11 protein-coding genes are annotated in these 15048 nt (G+C 41.9%); 10 read left to right on the forward strand and 1 reads right to left on the reverse strand.

The annotated features are described in order from the left end of the window. Nucleotides 1-89: 89 nt before the first annotated feature. From pdhR to acnB, 7 genes are all read left to right on the forward strand, one after another. The gene (pdhR, locus tag GKR48_RS05680) at nucleotides 90-866 is read left to right on the forward strand and encodes a pyruvate dehydrogenase complex transcriptional repressor PdhR (RefSeq protein ID WP_154602546.1); all 777 of its coding nucleotides are present in this window, start codon (nucleotides 90-92) and stop codon (nucleotides 864-866) included. A gap of 178 nt (nucleotides 867-1044) precedes the next feature. After that, a complete protein-coding gene (aceE, locus tag GKR48_RS05685; RefSeq protein ID WP_154602547.1) occupies nucleotides 1045-3711 on the forward strand; it encodes a pyruvate dehydrogenase (acetyl-transferring), homodimeric type in 2667 nt (888 codons plus the stop codon). Between the two features lie 13 nt (nucleotides 3712-3724). Further along, nucleotides 3725-5590 (forward strand): pyruvate dehydrogenase complex dihydrolipoyllysine-residue acetyltransferase, encoded by a 1866-nt coding sequence (gene aceF, locus GKR48_RS05690; RefSeq protein ID WP_154627357.1) that lies wholly within the window; start codon nucleotides 3725-3727, stop codon nucleotides 5588-5590. 205 nt (nucleotides 5591-5795) lie between these two features. After that, nucleotides 5796-7223: a dihydrolipoyl dehydrogenase gene (gene lpdA / locus GKR48_RS05695; RefSeq protein ID WP_036951171.1), complete on the forward strand. Its 1428-nt coding sequence runs from the start codon at nucleotides 5796-5798 to the stop codon at nucleotides 7221-7223. A gap of 273 nt (nucleotides 7224-7496) precedes the next feature. Further along, a complete protein-coding gene (locus GKR48_RS05700; protein WP_154627358.1) occupies nucleotides 7497-8666 on the forward strand; it encodes a hypothetical protein in 1170 nt (389 codons plus the stop codon). A gap of 3 nt (nucleotides 8667-8669) precedes the next feature. Next, the gene (locus tag GKR48_RS05705) at nucleotides 8670-8954 is read left to right on the forward strand and encodes a hypothetical protein (protein WP_154627359.1); all 285 of its coding nucleotides are present in this window, start codon (nucleotides 8670-8672) and stop codon (nucleotides 8952-8954) included. 537 nt (nucleotides 8955-9491) lie between these two features. Next, a complete protein-coding gene (gene acnB, locus GKR48_RS05710) occupies nucleotides 9492-12089 on the forward strand; it encodes a bifunctional aconitate hydratase 2/2-methylisocitrate dehydratase (protein ID WP_036951167.1) in 2598 nt (865 codons plus the stop codon). 110 nt (nucleotides 12090-12199) lie between these two features. On the opposite strand, the gene GKR48_RS05715 is transcribed toward acnB, so the two are convergent. Further along, the gene (locus tag GKR48_RS05715; protein ID WP_154627360.1) at nucleotides 12200-12577 is read right to left on the reverse strand and encodes a VOC family protein; all 378 of its coding nucleotides are present in this window, start codon (nucleotides 12575-12577) and stop codon (nucleotides 12200-12202) included. A gap of 177 nt (nucleotides 12578-12754) precedes the next feature. Here GKR48_RS05715 and GKR48_RS05720 point away from each other — a divergent pair, with 177 nt between their 5' ends. The 3 genes from GKR48_RS05720 to argO all read left to right on the forward strand — a co-directional run bounded on the left by GKR48_RS05720 (nucleotide 12755) and on the right by argO (nucleotide 14981). Next, a complete protein-coding gene (locus GKR48_RS05720) occupies nucleotides 12755-13120 on the forward strand; it encodes a YacL family protein (protein WP_006658028.1) in 366 nt (121 codons plus the stop codon). 152 nt (nucleotides 13121-13272) lie between these two features. Next, complete coding sequence (mscS, locus tag GKR48_RS05725) at nucleotides 13273-14145, forward strand: small-conductance mechanosensitive channel MscS (protein ID WP_154602550.1); 873 nt, start codon at nucleotides 13273-13275, stop codon at nucleotides 14143-14145. Between the two features lie 218 nt (nucleotides 14146-14363). Next, the gene (gene argO / locus GKR48_RS05730; protein ID WP_154627361.1) at nucleotides 14364-14981 is read left to right on the forward strand and encodes an arginine exporter ArgO; all 618 of its coding nucleotides are present in this window, start codon (nucleotides 14364-14366) and stop codon (nucleotides 14979-14981) included. The last annotated feature ends 67 nt before the right edge of the window (nucleotides 14982-15048 follow it).

A 15048-nucleotide genomic window follows, 5' to 3' on the forward strand; every position in this document is an offset into this window, starting at 1 on the left:
TACTTTATTAAGCCATAAAATAATTGGTATGACCAATTAACACTGGGTACTAGATAATTAATAATTACTCACTATGAAAATGGCAGATTATGACTTACGGTAAAATTCGCCAACCAAAGTTATCAGATGTAATCGAGCAACGGCTTGAGCATCTCATATTCGAGGGGACTTTACGCCCCGGCGAAAAGCTGCCTCCTGAACGTGAACTTGCTAAGCAATTTGATGTCTCAAGGCCATCAGTGCGTGAAGCTATTCAAACCTTAGAAGCTAAAGGTCTTCTATCTCGTCGTCAAGGTGGTGGCACATTTGTACAAAAACAGATGTGGCAAAGTTTTAGTGACCCATTGACCGAATTACTTGCTGGTAACCCAGAATCTCAATTAGATCTTCTTGAAACGCGTCATGCATTAGAAGGCATCGCTGCTTACTATGCGGCATTACGTGGTACGGAAGAAGATTTAGAGCGTATTCGCCAAAGCTATGAATTGATTAAATCAGCTCAGAAAAGTGGTGATCTTAACGCGGAATCAGATGCGGTATTACAGTATCAACTGATTGTAACGGAAGCTGCTCATAATGTAGTGCTGTTACATTTGCTACGTTGCATGATCCCTATGTTAGAGCAAAATATCCGTCAGAATTTTGAGTTCCTATATACCCGTAAAGAGATGTACAACGCAGTAAGCGAGCATAGAGAACAGATTTTTTCCGCTATTGTCGCAAGGGAACCTGAAAAAGCGAGAGAAGCGTCTCATCGACATCTTGCTTTTATTGAAGATTTGCTGCTGGACATTGGGCGTGAGCAGACTCGCCGAGAGCGTTCATTACGTCGCTTACAGCAACATCCAGATCTAGACCAGATTTAAAATTGGTAGTGTAGATCCTGACTGCTGCGTCTACATTACTGTGAGTACTCTTAGTTAGAGATAAAGCGGCAACTACATCAGGGCCTATCTTCCCGCTGTTTTCATTAACATGAAGAAAATGGCAGGAAGATAGGCTCCACATAACCATATAAAATAGATAACAGATAAGGAATACACCATGTCAGATATGTTAAAAAATGACGTGGATCCGATTGAAACTCGCGACTGGCTACAGGCGATTGAATCGGTCATCCGTGAAGAAGGTGTTGATCGTGCACAGTTTATTATCGAACAGGTATTAAGCGAAGCACGTAAAGGCGGTGTTAACATTGCCGCTGGTGCATCTGGTAGTTCTGATTATATCAACACAATTGCTGTTGAAGATGAACCTGCATACCCTGGTAACATGGATTTAGAACGCCGTATCCGTTCTGCAATTCGCTGGAACGCTGTAATGACTGTTCTGCGTGCATCTAAAAAGGATTTAGAACTGGGTGGTCATATGGCATCATTCCAGTCTTCCGCAACGTTATATGAAGTTTGCTTCAACCACTTCTTCCGTGCTCATAACAATAATGACGGCGGTGATTTAGTCTTCTTCCAAGGCCATATCTCCCCTGGTATCTATGCGCGTGCATTCTTAGAAGGCCGCTTAACCGAAGAGCAGATGAATAACTTCCGTCAAGAAATTGGTGGGAACGGTCTGTCTTCTTATCCACATCCTAAATTAATGCCTGATTTCTGGCAGTTCCCAACTGTATCGATGGGGCTGGGTCCAATCAATGCTATCTACCAAGCTAAGTTCTTAAAATATTTGGATAACCGCGGTCTGAAAGATACTTCAGCACAGCGTGTTTATGCGTTCTTAGGTGATGGTGAGATGGATGAGCCAGAATCTAAAGGTGCAATTACTATCGCAACTCGCGATAAATTAGATAACTTAGTCTTCGTTATTAACTGTAACCTGCAACGTCTTGATGGCCCAGTAACAGGTAACGGCAAAATCGTTAACGAATTAGAAGGCATCTTCAGTGGTGCTGGCTGGCAAGTTATCAAAGTTATGTGGGGTGACCGTTGGGACGAACTGCTGCGTAAAGATACAACTGGCAAACTGGTTCAATTGATGAACGAAACCCTTGACGGTGACTATCAAACATTTAAATCACGCGATGGTGCATATGTGCGTGAACACTTCTTCAACCGTTACCCAGAAACGGCTGCATTAGTGAAAGATATGACTGATGACGAAATTTGGGCGCTGAACCGTGGTGGTCACGATCCGAAGAAAGTGTATGCAGCATTCAAAAAAGCGCAAGAAACCAAAGGCAAACCAACTGTTATTTTAGCTCAAACCATCAAAGGCTATGGTATGGGTGAAACAGCAGAAGGTAAAAACATTGCTCACCAAGTTAAGAAAATGAACATGGACGGCGTTCGCCACTTCCGTGATCAGTTCAATGTGCCAGTTGCTGATGATCAAATCGAAAAACTGCCATTAATTACTTTCGATAAAGATTCTGAAGAATACAAATATCTGCACGAACGTCGCCAAGCTCTGGGTGGTTACTTACCTGCTCGTCGCGCTAAATTTGATGAAAAACTGGAAATTCCAGCTCTGTCAGATTTCAGTCAATTACTGGAAGAACAATCTAAAGAGATTTCAACAACAATCGCATTTGTTCGCGCACTGAATGTCATGTTGAAAAACAACTCGATCAAAGAGCGTTTAGTTCCAATCATCGCTGACGAAGCACGTACTTTCGGTATGGAAGGTCTGTTCCGTCAAATTGGTATCTATAGCCCGAAAGGTCAACAATATACTCCGCAAGATCGTGAGCAAGTTGCTTACTATAAAGAAGACTCTAAAGGTCAGATCCTGCAAGAAGGTATCAACGAACTGGGTGCGGGCTCTTCATGGTTAGCGGCTGCAACATCATACAGCACCAATAACCTGCCGATGATCCCATTCTATATCTACTACTCTATGTTTGGTTTCCAACGTATTGGTGACTTAATGTGGGCAGCAGGTGACCAACAAGCTCGTGGCTTCCTGATCGGTGGTACTTCTGGTCGTACAACACTGAACGGTGAAGGCTTACAGCACGAAGATGGTCATAGCCATATTCAATCACTGACTATCCCTAACTGTATTTCTTATGACCCAGCTTACGCTTACGAAGTTGCGGTTATCATGCAAGACGGTTTAGAGCGTATGTATGGTGAGAAACAAGAGAACGTGTACTACTACATCACGACTCTGAACGAGAACTATCACATGCACGCAATGCCAGAAGGCGTTGAAGACGGTATCCGTAAAGGTATCTATAAACTGGCTTCAGTTGAAGGCAAGAAAGGCAAAGTGCAGTTATTAGGTTCTGGTTCTATGATGCGCCACGTTCGTGAAGCTGCAGATATCTTGGCTGCGGAATATGGAATTGGTTCTGACGTATACAGCGTAACCTCATTCACTGAATTGGCTCGTGATGGTCAAGACTGTGAGCGTTGGAACATGCTGCACCCATCAGCAACTCCACGTGTACCTTATGTCGCGCAAGTTATGAATGATGCGCCAGCTGTTGCATCGACTGATTACATGAAACTGTTCGCTGAACAAATTCGTACTTATGTTCCAGCAAGTGAGTATCGTGTATTAGGTACTGACGGTTTCGGTCGCTCTGACAGCCGTGAGAACCTGCGTCACCACTTCGAAGTGGATACAACGTATGTCATCGTTGCAGCGTTAGGTGAATTGGCTAAACGTGGTGAGATTGATGTTAAAGTCGTTGAAGAAGCGATTAAAAAATACAACATCAACCCAGATAAAGTTAACCCACGTTTGGCATAAGAGGTAATAATCAATGTCTATTGAAATCCAAGTGCCAGATATCGGTGCTGATGAAGTTGAAGTCACCGAAGTCATGGTCAAAGTTGGCGATAAAGTAGAAGCAGAGCAATCACTCATCACTGTTGAAGGTGATAAAGCGTCTATGGAAGTCCCATCTCCACAAGCGGGTGTGGTTAAAGAGATTAAAATTGCAGTGGGTGACAAAGTTACTACTGGTAAATTAATCATGATTTTTGATTCAGCAGAAGGTGCATCTGCGCCAGCAGCAGCGCCTGAGGCTCCAGTGGCGGCACCAGCTGCTCCTGCGGCTACAGCACTGAAAGAAGTTGCTGTACCAGACATCGGTGGTGATGAAGTTGAAGTCACTGAGATCATGGTTAAAGTGGGTGATGCAATCACGGCTGAGCAATCTCTGATTACCGTTGAAGGCGATAAAGCGTCAATGGAAGTACCAGCACCATTTGCAGGTACAGTTAAAGAGATCAAAATTGCGACTGGCGATAAAGTGAAAACTGGCTCGCTGATCATGGTATTCGAAGTTGCGGGCGCAGCGCCTGCTGCAGCGGTTTCTGCTCCAGCAGCACCGACAGCGGCACCAGCCGCAGCGGCAATCAAAGACGTTAACGTACCAGATATCGGTGGTGATGAAGTTGAAGTTACCGAAGTCATGGTCAAAGTTGGCGACACCGTAACAGCTGAGCAATCTTTAATCACCGTTGAAGGCGATAAAGCATCAATGGAAGTACCGGCACCATTCGCAGGTACAGTTAAAGAGATCAAGATTGCGACTGGCGATAAAGTCAAAACTGGTTCCCTGATTATGACTTTCGAAGTTGCGGGTGCAGCGCCAGCTCCTACTGCTGCTCCGGCTTCAGCACCAGTTGCAGCTCCAGCAGCAGCGCCTGTAGCCTCTGCTCCAGCTAAAACTGCTGATAGCAAAAATGAATTTGTTGAGAACGATGCGTATATTCACGCAACACCAGTTATTCGCCGTTTAGCTCGCGAATTTGGTGTGAACTTAGCGAAAGTGAAAGGTACAGGTCGTAAAGGCCGTATCTTACGTGAAGACGTCCAAGCTTACGTTAAAGATGCAATCAAACGTGCAGAAGCACCAGCAGCAGCTGGCGGTGGTTTACCGGGTATGCTTCCATGGCCGAAAGTTGATTACAGCAAATTTGGTGAAGTTGAAGAAGTTGAGCTGGGTCGTATCCAGAAAATTTCTGGCGCTAACCTGAGCCGTAACTGGGTCATGATCCCGCACGTAACTCTGATGGAAGAAGTGGATACCACTGAAGTTGAAGAGTTCCGTAAGCAGCAGAACAAAGAAGCTGAGAAGAAAAAGCTGGATGTGAAAATCACTCCACTAGTCTTCGTGATGAAAGCGGTTGCTCGTGCTCTGGAAGAAATGCCACGCTTCAACAGCTCTATTTCAGAAGACGCACAGCGTCTGTTCCTGAAAAAATATATCAACATTGGTATCGCTGTAGATACGCCAAATGGTTTAGTTGTTCCTGTTTTCAAAGACGTGAACAAAAAAGGCATTATGGAATTATCTCGTGAGCTGGGTGAAGTGTCTAAGAAAGCGCGAGCAGGTAAACTGACCGCAGCAGACATGCAAGGCGGTTGCTTCACTATCTCTAGCTTAGGTGGTATCGGGACTACCGGTTTTGCGCCAATTGTGAATGCGCCAGAAGTGGCAATTATGGGTCTGTCTCGCTCTTCTATCAAACCAGTTTGGAATGGTAGTGAGTTCGTTCCACGCTTGATCCTGCCAATGTCTCTGTCATTTGACCACCGTGTGATTGATGGCGCTGATGGTGCGCGCTTCATCACTTTAGTTGGACAACTGATGAGCGATATTCGCCGTCTGGTAATGTAACTAATAAGACCGGTCAATTGGCCGGTCTGTTTTATTTAGGCTGGGGCAGAGTTTTTCGCTGTTGCAACGAAAGGTTGGGAGTTACGTCACGTATTCAGTCTTTTCAGGATGTTAACAATTCTGTAAACTGCTTGCGGTGTGTACTTTACCAGTGGAAAATTCGTTTATTCGGCGGCCCCGCTGGACAAAACAAAAAGAGGTCATGATGAGTACTGAAATTAAAGCCCAAGTCGTTGTGCTTGGTGCAGGCCCAGCAGGTTATTCTGCGGCATTCCGTTGCGCTGACTTAGGTTTAGAAACTGTTTTGGTAGAACGTTACTCAACTCTTGGTGGAGTTTGTTTAAACGTAGGTTGTATCCCTTCTAAAGCATTACTGCACGTTGCTAAAGTTATCGAAGAAGCTAAAGCATTAGCTGAACACGGTATCGTATTTGGCGAGCCAAAAACCGACATTTCCAAAGTGCGTCTGTGGAAAGAGAAAGTTATCACCCAACTGACCGGCGGCTTAGCGGGTATGGCAAAAGGCCGTAAAGTTAACGTAGTTAACGGTCTGGGTAAATTTACTGGCGCGAATACACTGGTCGTTGAAGGCGAAAACGGCAGCACCACTATCAACTTTGATAATGCGATCATTGCTGCGGGTTCACGTCCAATTCAGTTACCATTTATTCCTCATGAAGATCCACGTATTTGGGATTCAACAGATGCATTAGAACTGCAAGAAGTTCCAGAGCGTCTGCTGGTAATGGGTGGCGGTATCATCGGTCTTGAGATGGGTACTGTATACCATGCACTGGGTTCACAAATTGATGTGGTTGAAATGTTTGACCAAGTTATCCCAGCTGCGGATAAAGACGTGGTTAAAGTATTCACTAAGCAAATCAGCAAGAAATTCAACTTACTGTTAGAAACTAAAGTGACTGCTGTTGAAGCGAAAGAAGATGGTATCTACGTTTCAATGGAAGGTAAAAAAGCGCCAGCTGAACCACAACGTTATGACGCTGTGTTAGTGGCTATCGGTCGCGTACCTAACGGTAAGAACTTAGACGCAGGTAAAGCTGGCGTTGAAGTTGATGATCGTGGTTTCATCCATGTTGATAAACAAATGCGTACTAACGTACCGCACATCTTTGCTATCGGTGACATCGTTGGTCAACCAATGCTGGCTCACAAAGGTGTTCACGAAGGTCACGTTGCAGCAGAAGTTATCTCTGGTCTGAAACACTACTTCGATCCTAAAGTGATTCCATCAATCGCTTATACTGAGCCAGAAGTTGCATGGGTTGGTTTAACTGAGAAAGAAGCGAAAGAGAAAAACATCAGCTACGAAACAGCAACATTCCCATGGGCTGCATCAGGTCGCGCAATCGCATCTGACTGCTCTGAAGGTATGACTAAGCTGATTTTCGATAAGCAATCTAACCGTATTATCGGTGGTGCGGTTGTTGGTGTTAACGGCGGTGAATTACTGGGCGAAATCGGCCTGGCAATCGAAATGGGCTGTGATGCTGAAGATTTAGCATTAACTATCCATGCTCACCCAACACTGTATGAATCAATTGGTATGGCGGCAGAGATCTACGAAGGTAGCATCACTGACTTACCAAACGCTAAAGCGAAAAAGAAAAAATAATTTCTTAGGTCGCGTTGATAAAAAGCTTTTTAGTTAGTTGTTTATCAGTTGAATATATAAAAGCCAATGTGGAAGCACATTGGCTTTTTGCTTTTTTATCTATAAATAGATAGTTAAATTCATTAATGTCATTATTTTTATCAATATTAAATAAAATATTTCTTTAATCATAAGAAATGAATAAATATCAATAATAACGCTTAGTTGACTAATAACATATCACATTTTAATTTCTTTATTCTTTTTCATTTAAGCTAATAAGGAAATTGCTTTATGAGTGGAGTGGAGAATTTAGGTACAATCTATGTAACTGCCGATGAATTGCCAGTTATTGAAAGTCCAAGTTTGTATTTTGGAGATGGCGGCTACGGAGAGTACGATAGTATCACGGATAGGTTTAGAACTGATGATTTATCAGGATGGTATCATGTTATCAATGATATTATGGATGATATATCGGCTTGTGAAGATGCATCTACACCAATAGATATTGAGGATTTATTAGATAATATATGTTCATTATCAGAGGCAGATTTCAACTCTAGAACGGAAAGGATTCAAAGGCATGTCGATAATCTAAATCAAAAATTATCTGAAATAGAAGCAACTGATGAATGGAAGTTTTTATTAGATCCAGAAAATGATCCTTTCAAAAAAGAATGCATAATATCTGACCGATTAATTACTAAAGTATATAGAACAGCTGAAGAGAGGGATAATCTTTTAGCTGGCTATAGTGAAAATATGTTTAATGAAGGTTGGAATGACGACTATATATTTCCAGATGGAGATGAGGGCTTTCTTGATAGTTCAGCAAGAAGAAGCCTTATTTACATTAAATATGTGCATAACAGATTAGCCAATGGTATTAAAGCTAATCAGAGAAATTTAATTAAGCTAGGTATTGCAAAAAGTAGTTTTTTTGCTATTCCTGCTCGCTCACTGCCCCCTAGCGTAGGCTTAAACCGAGAAATCTCCGATAGTCATATTGCAAGGGGGGTAGAAAATAGATTAAGTTCCATTTGTGATGGTTTAGCAGAAACTTTTGATTGTACTTTTGGAATGAGTTGCTCTAATGATATCGATAACGCAGCTAAAAATCCCAATCTTGGAAAAGAACTTTCAAATTCAGATAAAGTTGAATTGGGTGGTACTGGTTCAGGTACACCTCCCGAATGGGATCCAGATGGTGCTAACATTAGCGGGAAGAAATTGAGCATTTCTGATAATCGGTCTATTCATTCGCTTAGGGAGCAAGTTAGACTACATGAAGAGAAATTAGCTGCTTACAGGCGTAATCCTGATGCATTTGATAATCTAGGTTACTTAAAAAATGCTCCAAATATCATAGCTAGACAAAAAATTATTAATGGCCGGATTAGACATTTAGAGCATGAAATTAAAATATTTAAAGAAAATATAAATAAAATTAAAAAAGGATAATTTATGAATATCGACCTCAATGTACTGAAGGATGCAATCAATACTATCTTCGATGAAATGAAAAAGCATGGAATCGAGAGTATTAAGCTGGATTCTGATTTTTATTGGAACGTACCATCTGAATCTCTTTATAACATTTATAATGACCCACAGCAGCTAGATATAGGACAGCTAGAAGATGACTACAAGATGCTATGCGAGGCTAAAGAAAAAGATATTTTAGTCCGCTACAATTTAAAAAATATCTCAGCGATTCTTCGCTACTTAGCTGAAAAAGAACCTAACTAATTCACATTATCTATTTCTGACCCAGAGCCTAGATTTTCGTAGGCTCTTTTTTATTGCTTCCCCTCAGCAACCTGGTTGAACTAAAAAGACCAATAAACCCCATAAAATCCATTAAAAAATTTTAAACCAATCGCAATGATTTGCCTTATCAATTAGTCAGATAAGTAAAAATGAGTTATTAAATATAATTTGTGATAAGGGATGAAAAAAGGCACTAATTAGAGTGCTTTCAGTCACGAAATGGATTATAAAAAGTAAGGTCTTAATGGATGCTTATAATGGATTATGATGTTTCAAGCTTAAAAATTACCCTATAAAGTTTGTTAATGGGTTAAGTTAGCAGAAGAATGTTACTTTCTTGTGAATGAATTAACATTATGTTTAAATTCTGCTATGCTGATTGCCCGAAGCTGGACATAATTTTATCGCCATTGAGATTATGTGAGCAAATTCCTCTGACCTGGCACCGGATGATGACTTTTTCAGGATGGTGCAGACAGCCGGGTATATAAATAACAAAGAAGCGAGGAGAACGTCGTGCTAGAAGAATACCGTAAGCACGTAGCCGAGCGTGCCGCTCAAGGGATTGTCCCTAAGCCATTAGATGCGTCACAAGTAGCTGCACTAGTAGAGTTACTGAAAAACCCACCCAAAGGTGAAGAAGATTTCTTGTTAGACCTGCTGACCAACCGTGTTCCACCGGGCGTCGATGAAGCAGCGTACGTTAAAGCTGGATTTTTAGCCGCGATCGCAAAAGGCGAAACATCCTCCCCTCTGATCTCCCCTGAAAAAGCCATCGAGCTGCTTGGTACCATGCAGGGCGGATACAATATTCACGCGCTAATCGAAGCTCTTGATGATGCCAAATTGGCAGCCATCGCAGCGAAAGCACTTTCCCATACTCTACTCATGTTCGATAACTTCTACGATGTAGAAGAAAAAGCGAAAGCGGGAAATGCACATGCTAAGCAAGTCATTGAGTCATGGGCGAATGCCGATTGGTTCAACGAACGTCCAGAATTAGCTGAAAAAATGACAGTGACTGTATTTAAAGTCACTGGCGAAACAAACACTGATGATTTATCTCCTGCACCAGATGCATGGTCGCGCCCTGATATCCCTCTGCATGCTTTAGCAATGCTGAAAAACGCACGCGACGGTATCGTTCCTGATGAAGCGGGTAGCGTAGGTCCAATTAAACAAATCGAAGAACTGAACAAAAAAGGCTTCCCACTAGCTTATGTGGGTGACGTTGTCGGTACTGGTTCTTCGCGTAAATCAGCAACGAACTCCGTTTTATGGTTTATGGGTGATGATATTCCATTCGTGCCTAATAAACGCGGTGGCGGTGTGGTGCTGGGTGGTAAAATCGCACCTATCTTCTTTAATACAATGGAAGATGCGGGTGCACTGCCAATTGAAGTGGATGTATCTAAGCTGAATATGGGGGATGTGATTGATATCTATCCATATAAAGGTGAAGTTCGTAATCACGAAACTAACGAATTATTAGAAACATTCGAATTAAAAACGGATGTGTTAATCGACGAAGTTCGTGCTGGTGGTCGTATTCCTCTGATCATCGGTCGTGGCTTAACCACTAAAGCGCGCGAAGCATTAGGTTTAGGTGCAACGGACATGTTCCGTCTTGCGAAACCTGTTGCACAAAGCAATCGTGGTTACTCATTAGCACAAAAAATGGTGGGTCGTGCATGCGGTCGTCAAGGTATTCGCCCTGGTGAATACTGTGAACCTAAAATGACGTCTGTCGGTTCTCAAGATACCACGGGTCCAATGACACGTGATGAGCTGAAAGACTTAGCGTGTTTAGGATTCTCTGCAGATTTAGTCATGCAGTCATTCTGTCACACGGCAGCTTATCCAAAACCTGTCGATGTTACCACGCACCATACGCTGCCTGATTTTATTATGAACCGCGGTGGGGTTTCTCTGCGTCCGGGCGACGGTATTATTCACTCTTGGTTAAACCGTATGCTATTGCCAGATACTGTTGGTACTGGTGGTGACTCGCATACCCGTTTCCCAATTGGTATCTCATTCCCAGCAGGTTCTGGTTTAGTGGCTTTTGCTGCTGCAACCGGTGTTATGCCTCTGGATATGCCAGAGTCCGTATTAGTTCGCTTCAAAGGACAAATGCAACCGGGTATTACATTACGTGACCTTGTTCATGCTATTCCTCTGTATGCGATTAAAGATGGCTTACTGACTGTTGAGAAAAAAGGTAAGAAAAACATTTTCTCTGGTCGTATTCTGGAAATTGAAGGTCTTCCTGAGCTGAAGGTTGAGCAAGCATTTGAATTAGCGGATGCGTCGGCTGAACGTTCTGCGGCGGGCTGCACTATCAAACTGGATAAAGCGCCAATCATCGAATACCTGCAATCTAACATCGTTCTTTTGAAGTGGATGATCGCAGAAGGTTACGGTGACCGTCGTACTATTGAACGTCGTATCAAAGGTATGGAAAACTGGTTAGCGAACCCTGAGTTACTCGAAGGCGATGCTGATGCAGAATATGCAGCAGTGATTGAAATTGATCTTAATGAGATCAAAGAGCCAATTCTGTGTGCGCCAAATGACCCAGATGATGCGCGTTTACTGTCTGATGTTCAGAATGAAAAAATCGATGAAGTATTCATCGGTTCATGCATGACTAACATTGGTCACTTCCGTGCGGCAGGTAAACTGCTGGATTCCCATAAAGGTCAATTACCAACTCGCCTGTGGGTTGCGCCACCAACCAAGATGGATGCGGCTCAATTAACTGAAGAAGGTTATTACAGCGTATTTGGTAAGAGCGGAGCCCGTATTGAAGTCCCTGGCTGTTCACTGTGTATGGGTAACCAAGCACGCGTGGCAGATGGTGCGACTGTCGTTTCGACATCGACTCGTAACTTCCCTAACCGTTTAGGTACAGGGGCGAATGTGTATCTGGCATCCGCAGAGTTAGCCGCAGTGGCTTCTCTGTTAGGTCGTTTACCAACGCCAGCTGAGTACCAACAGTTTATGAATAAAGTTGACGAGACTGCGGAAGATACATACCGCTATCTGAACTTTGATCGACTGGATCAGTACACTGAAAAAGCGGATGGTGTGATTTTCCAAACTGCTGTTTAATCAGCGATAGATAGAATCATACTCATTTAACCCCAAGAATTGAGAATTCAATTTTTGGGGTTTTTTCTATCTTTCTTCTAGCAAAGAATACGAATATGGCTAGGTGAGCGTTAAAGATATTGTGAAATTTCAATTAAATTCAAATCAGGATCTCTGATATATAAAGAAGTCATCTTACCGATTGCACCAGTTCGTTGCACTGGCCCCTCTATAATTTCCACACCTTGCTGTTCAATATGCTGTTGAACTTCTATCAGTGGAATATCACTGATAAAGCAGAGATCTAACGATCCTGGAACAGGCAAGTGTGCCTTAGGTTCAAACTCTTTCCCATATTGGTGAATATTTATTTTTTGCTGACCAAATTGCAGGGCAAAACGTTGTTCACCGAAGGTGATCACAGACATCTTTAAAATACGTTGGTAAAAATTAAGACAGGCATCAAGATCTGTGGTGGTTAAGACTAAATGGTCTAATCGATTAATCATTGAGGTTCCTATTGCCGAGTTGGGTAGCGAGTATCAATCTTAATTGAATAAACCTATTTATGCAGCGTAATAGTCACGACCATTAATTTTCTTCTGACAGTCTGTAATAGCGCTAAGCAAACCCACTTGACTCGCGTTATACTTAATTCAAAGACGCAAAGTGTTGAGGTATTGCATATGGACTACCAATTCTTAAAGGATATTACAGGAAGTATTACTGCTAAATTTTCAATGGATCATGAAGCTATCGGTTATTGGCTAAACGAGGAAATTAAAAACGACCTCAGTTTACTGGATACTATCGCAGATAATTATGAACTGATTAAAGGCAGTGAAAAGCAGTGGGAGTTTATTGGTCACGAATACACACTGATTCTAGATGATGAGGAAGTCATGATCCGTGCGAATCAGTTAGCGTTTGAGACCGATGGGTTAGAAGAAGGCATGAGTTACTATGATAATGAAAGCATTGCCTTTTGCGGTATCAATGACTTTTTCGATATGTTGGATGACTATCGTGAGTTTGTTATCGAAAATCGATAAATAGCATTTTATTTATCGATTAATTTTATATTTTGATAATTTATAGCTATTATTTTAAGCGTGTTATTCAATTATTTACTAATAGTTTCTAAGGTTATTAATTGAATTGAGCGAGTTTTCCTAGTCTAAATTTGATCGAAAAGGATATACATATGAATACTGATGATGTTACAGGCGCATTGAATGATGCAACAAATTGGTTTGTGGCAAATCAGGATCTGCTAGTCCAGTATGTCGTCAATATCGTTTCCGCACTTGTTATTTTAATTGTGGGGTTGATGATTGCTAAATGGGTTAGCCGTGGTTTGAATCGCGTGATGACAATGAGAGGAATTGACTCCACTGTTAGCGAATTCTTATCTGCTATTGCTCGCTATACCATTGTGGCATTTACCTTAATTGCTGTGCTGGGCAAAATTGGCGTACAAACTGCCTCTGTCATCGCGGTAATGGGTGCCGCCGGTTTAGCGGTTGGTTTAGCATTACAAAACTCATTAGGTAACTTTGCTGCGGGCGTTCTGCTGGTGGTATTCAGACCATTAAAAGCGGGTGAGTTTGTTAAGATTGGCGCAATTGACGGTACAGTACAAAGCGTGCAAATTTTCTCAACCACATTGAGAACGGCAGATGACCGTATCGTGGTGATCCCAAACGGTAAAATTATTGGTGACAGCATCATTAACGTGACTCGTGAGCCGCTTCGTCGTCAAGATATCATGGTCGGTGTTGCTTACAATTCTGATATTGATATGGTTAAAAAAGTCTTGGGTGATATCGTTGCTGCGGATAAACGCATTCTTCATGACAAAGGTGTTACTATCCGTTTAAATGAAATGGCGCCATCTTCATTAAACTATTTAGTGCGTTTCTGGACAACGAATGGCGATACTTGGCCAGTTTATTGGGATTTAATGGAAAACTTTAAGCGTGCGCTTGATAAGCACAATATTGGTATTCCATTCCCGCAAATGGATGTTCATCTTCACCAAGTTAATACTAGCGCAAAAAATATTTCTGCTGAATAAGTCTTAACGTATTTATCTTTAAAAATGGCGTGACCTAAAAAGTTGCGCCATTTTTATTTACACTTTGTGCTTAACCTTATCCTGATTTTTTATCATTTCCTTATCGCCAATTCTGATTAGCCTTGCTTATGGACCATTAGAGTTAATCGTTTTCACTAATAATTTTTTCTGGATATTATTCTTGGCAGATTGTCTGAATAATTATTGGGAAAAATTGCATGTTTACGATTTATTTTCAGGGGGCTCTACTTGGGGCTGCAATGATATTACCTTTGGGGCCACAAAATGCGTTTGTATTGCAACAAGGTAGCCGCAAACAATTTCATTTAATGAGTGCATTATTATGCGCTCTAAGTGACACGATTTTAATCATTGCTGGTGTATTTGGCGGCAGTGCGTTATTAAGCCAGTCTGAGTTATTGATGGCGTTAATTACATGGGCTGGAGTCGCATTCTTAGCATGGTATGGCTATGGGGCGTTTCGTACAGCTATGACTTCAGATGATGAGGTCTTACAGTTAGAAAGTACAACAATGACACGCTGGAAAGTGATTGTGACTTTATTTGCTGTCACTTGGCTGAATCCTCATGTGTACTTGGATACATTTGTGGTGTTAGGCAGTGTCGGTGGGCAATTAGAAAGCCAATTACGTCCATGGTTTACTGCAGGGGCTTTGACGGCTTCATTTGTATGGTTTTTCTTATTAGCCATATTAGCCGCTTGGTTTTCTCCTATACTGAATAAACCACGCTCTCAGCGTTTGATTAACTTGTTTGTCGGTTGTGTCATGTGGTTTATTGCATTTAAACTCGCGATGCATGGTTTGGGTTATTAATTAGCATTATTCTGAATCGCAGTTTGAGCTGAATATGATAATGTGAACCTTAATCAAAGGAAGTTTA

Source organism: Providencia sp. wls1943 (genome assembly GCF_009706275.1).
GTDB classification, from domain to species: Bacteria; Pseudomonadota; Gammaproteobacteria; order Enterobacterales; family Enterobacteriaceae; genus Providencia; species Providencia zhijiangensis.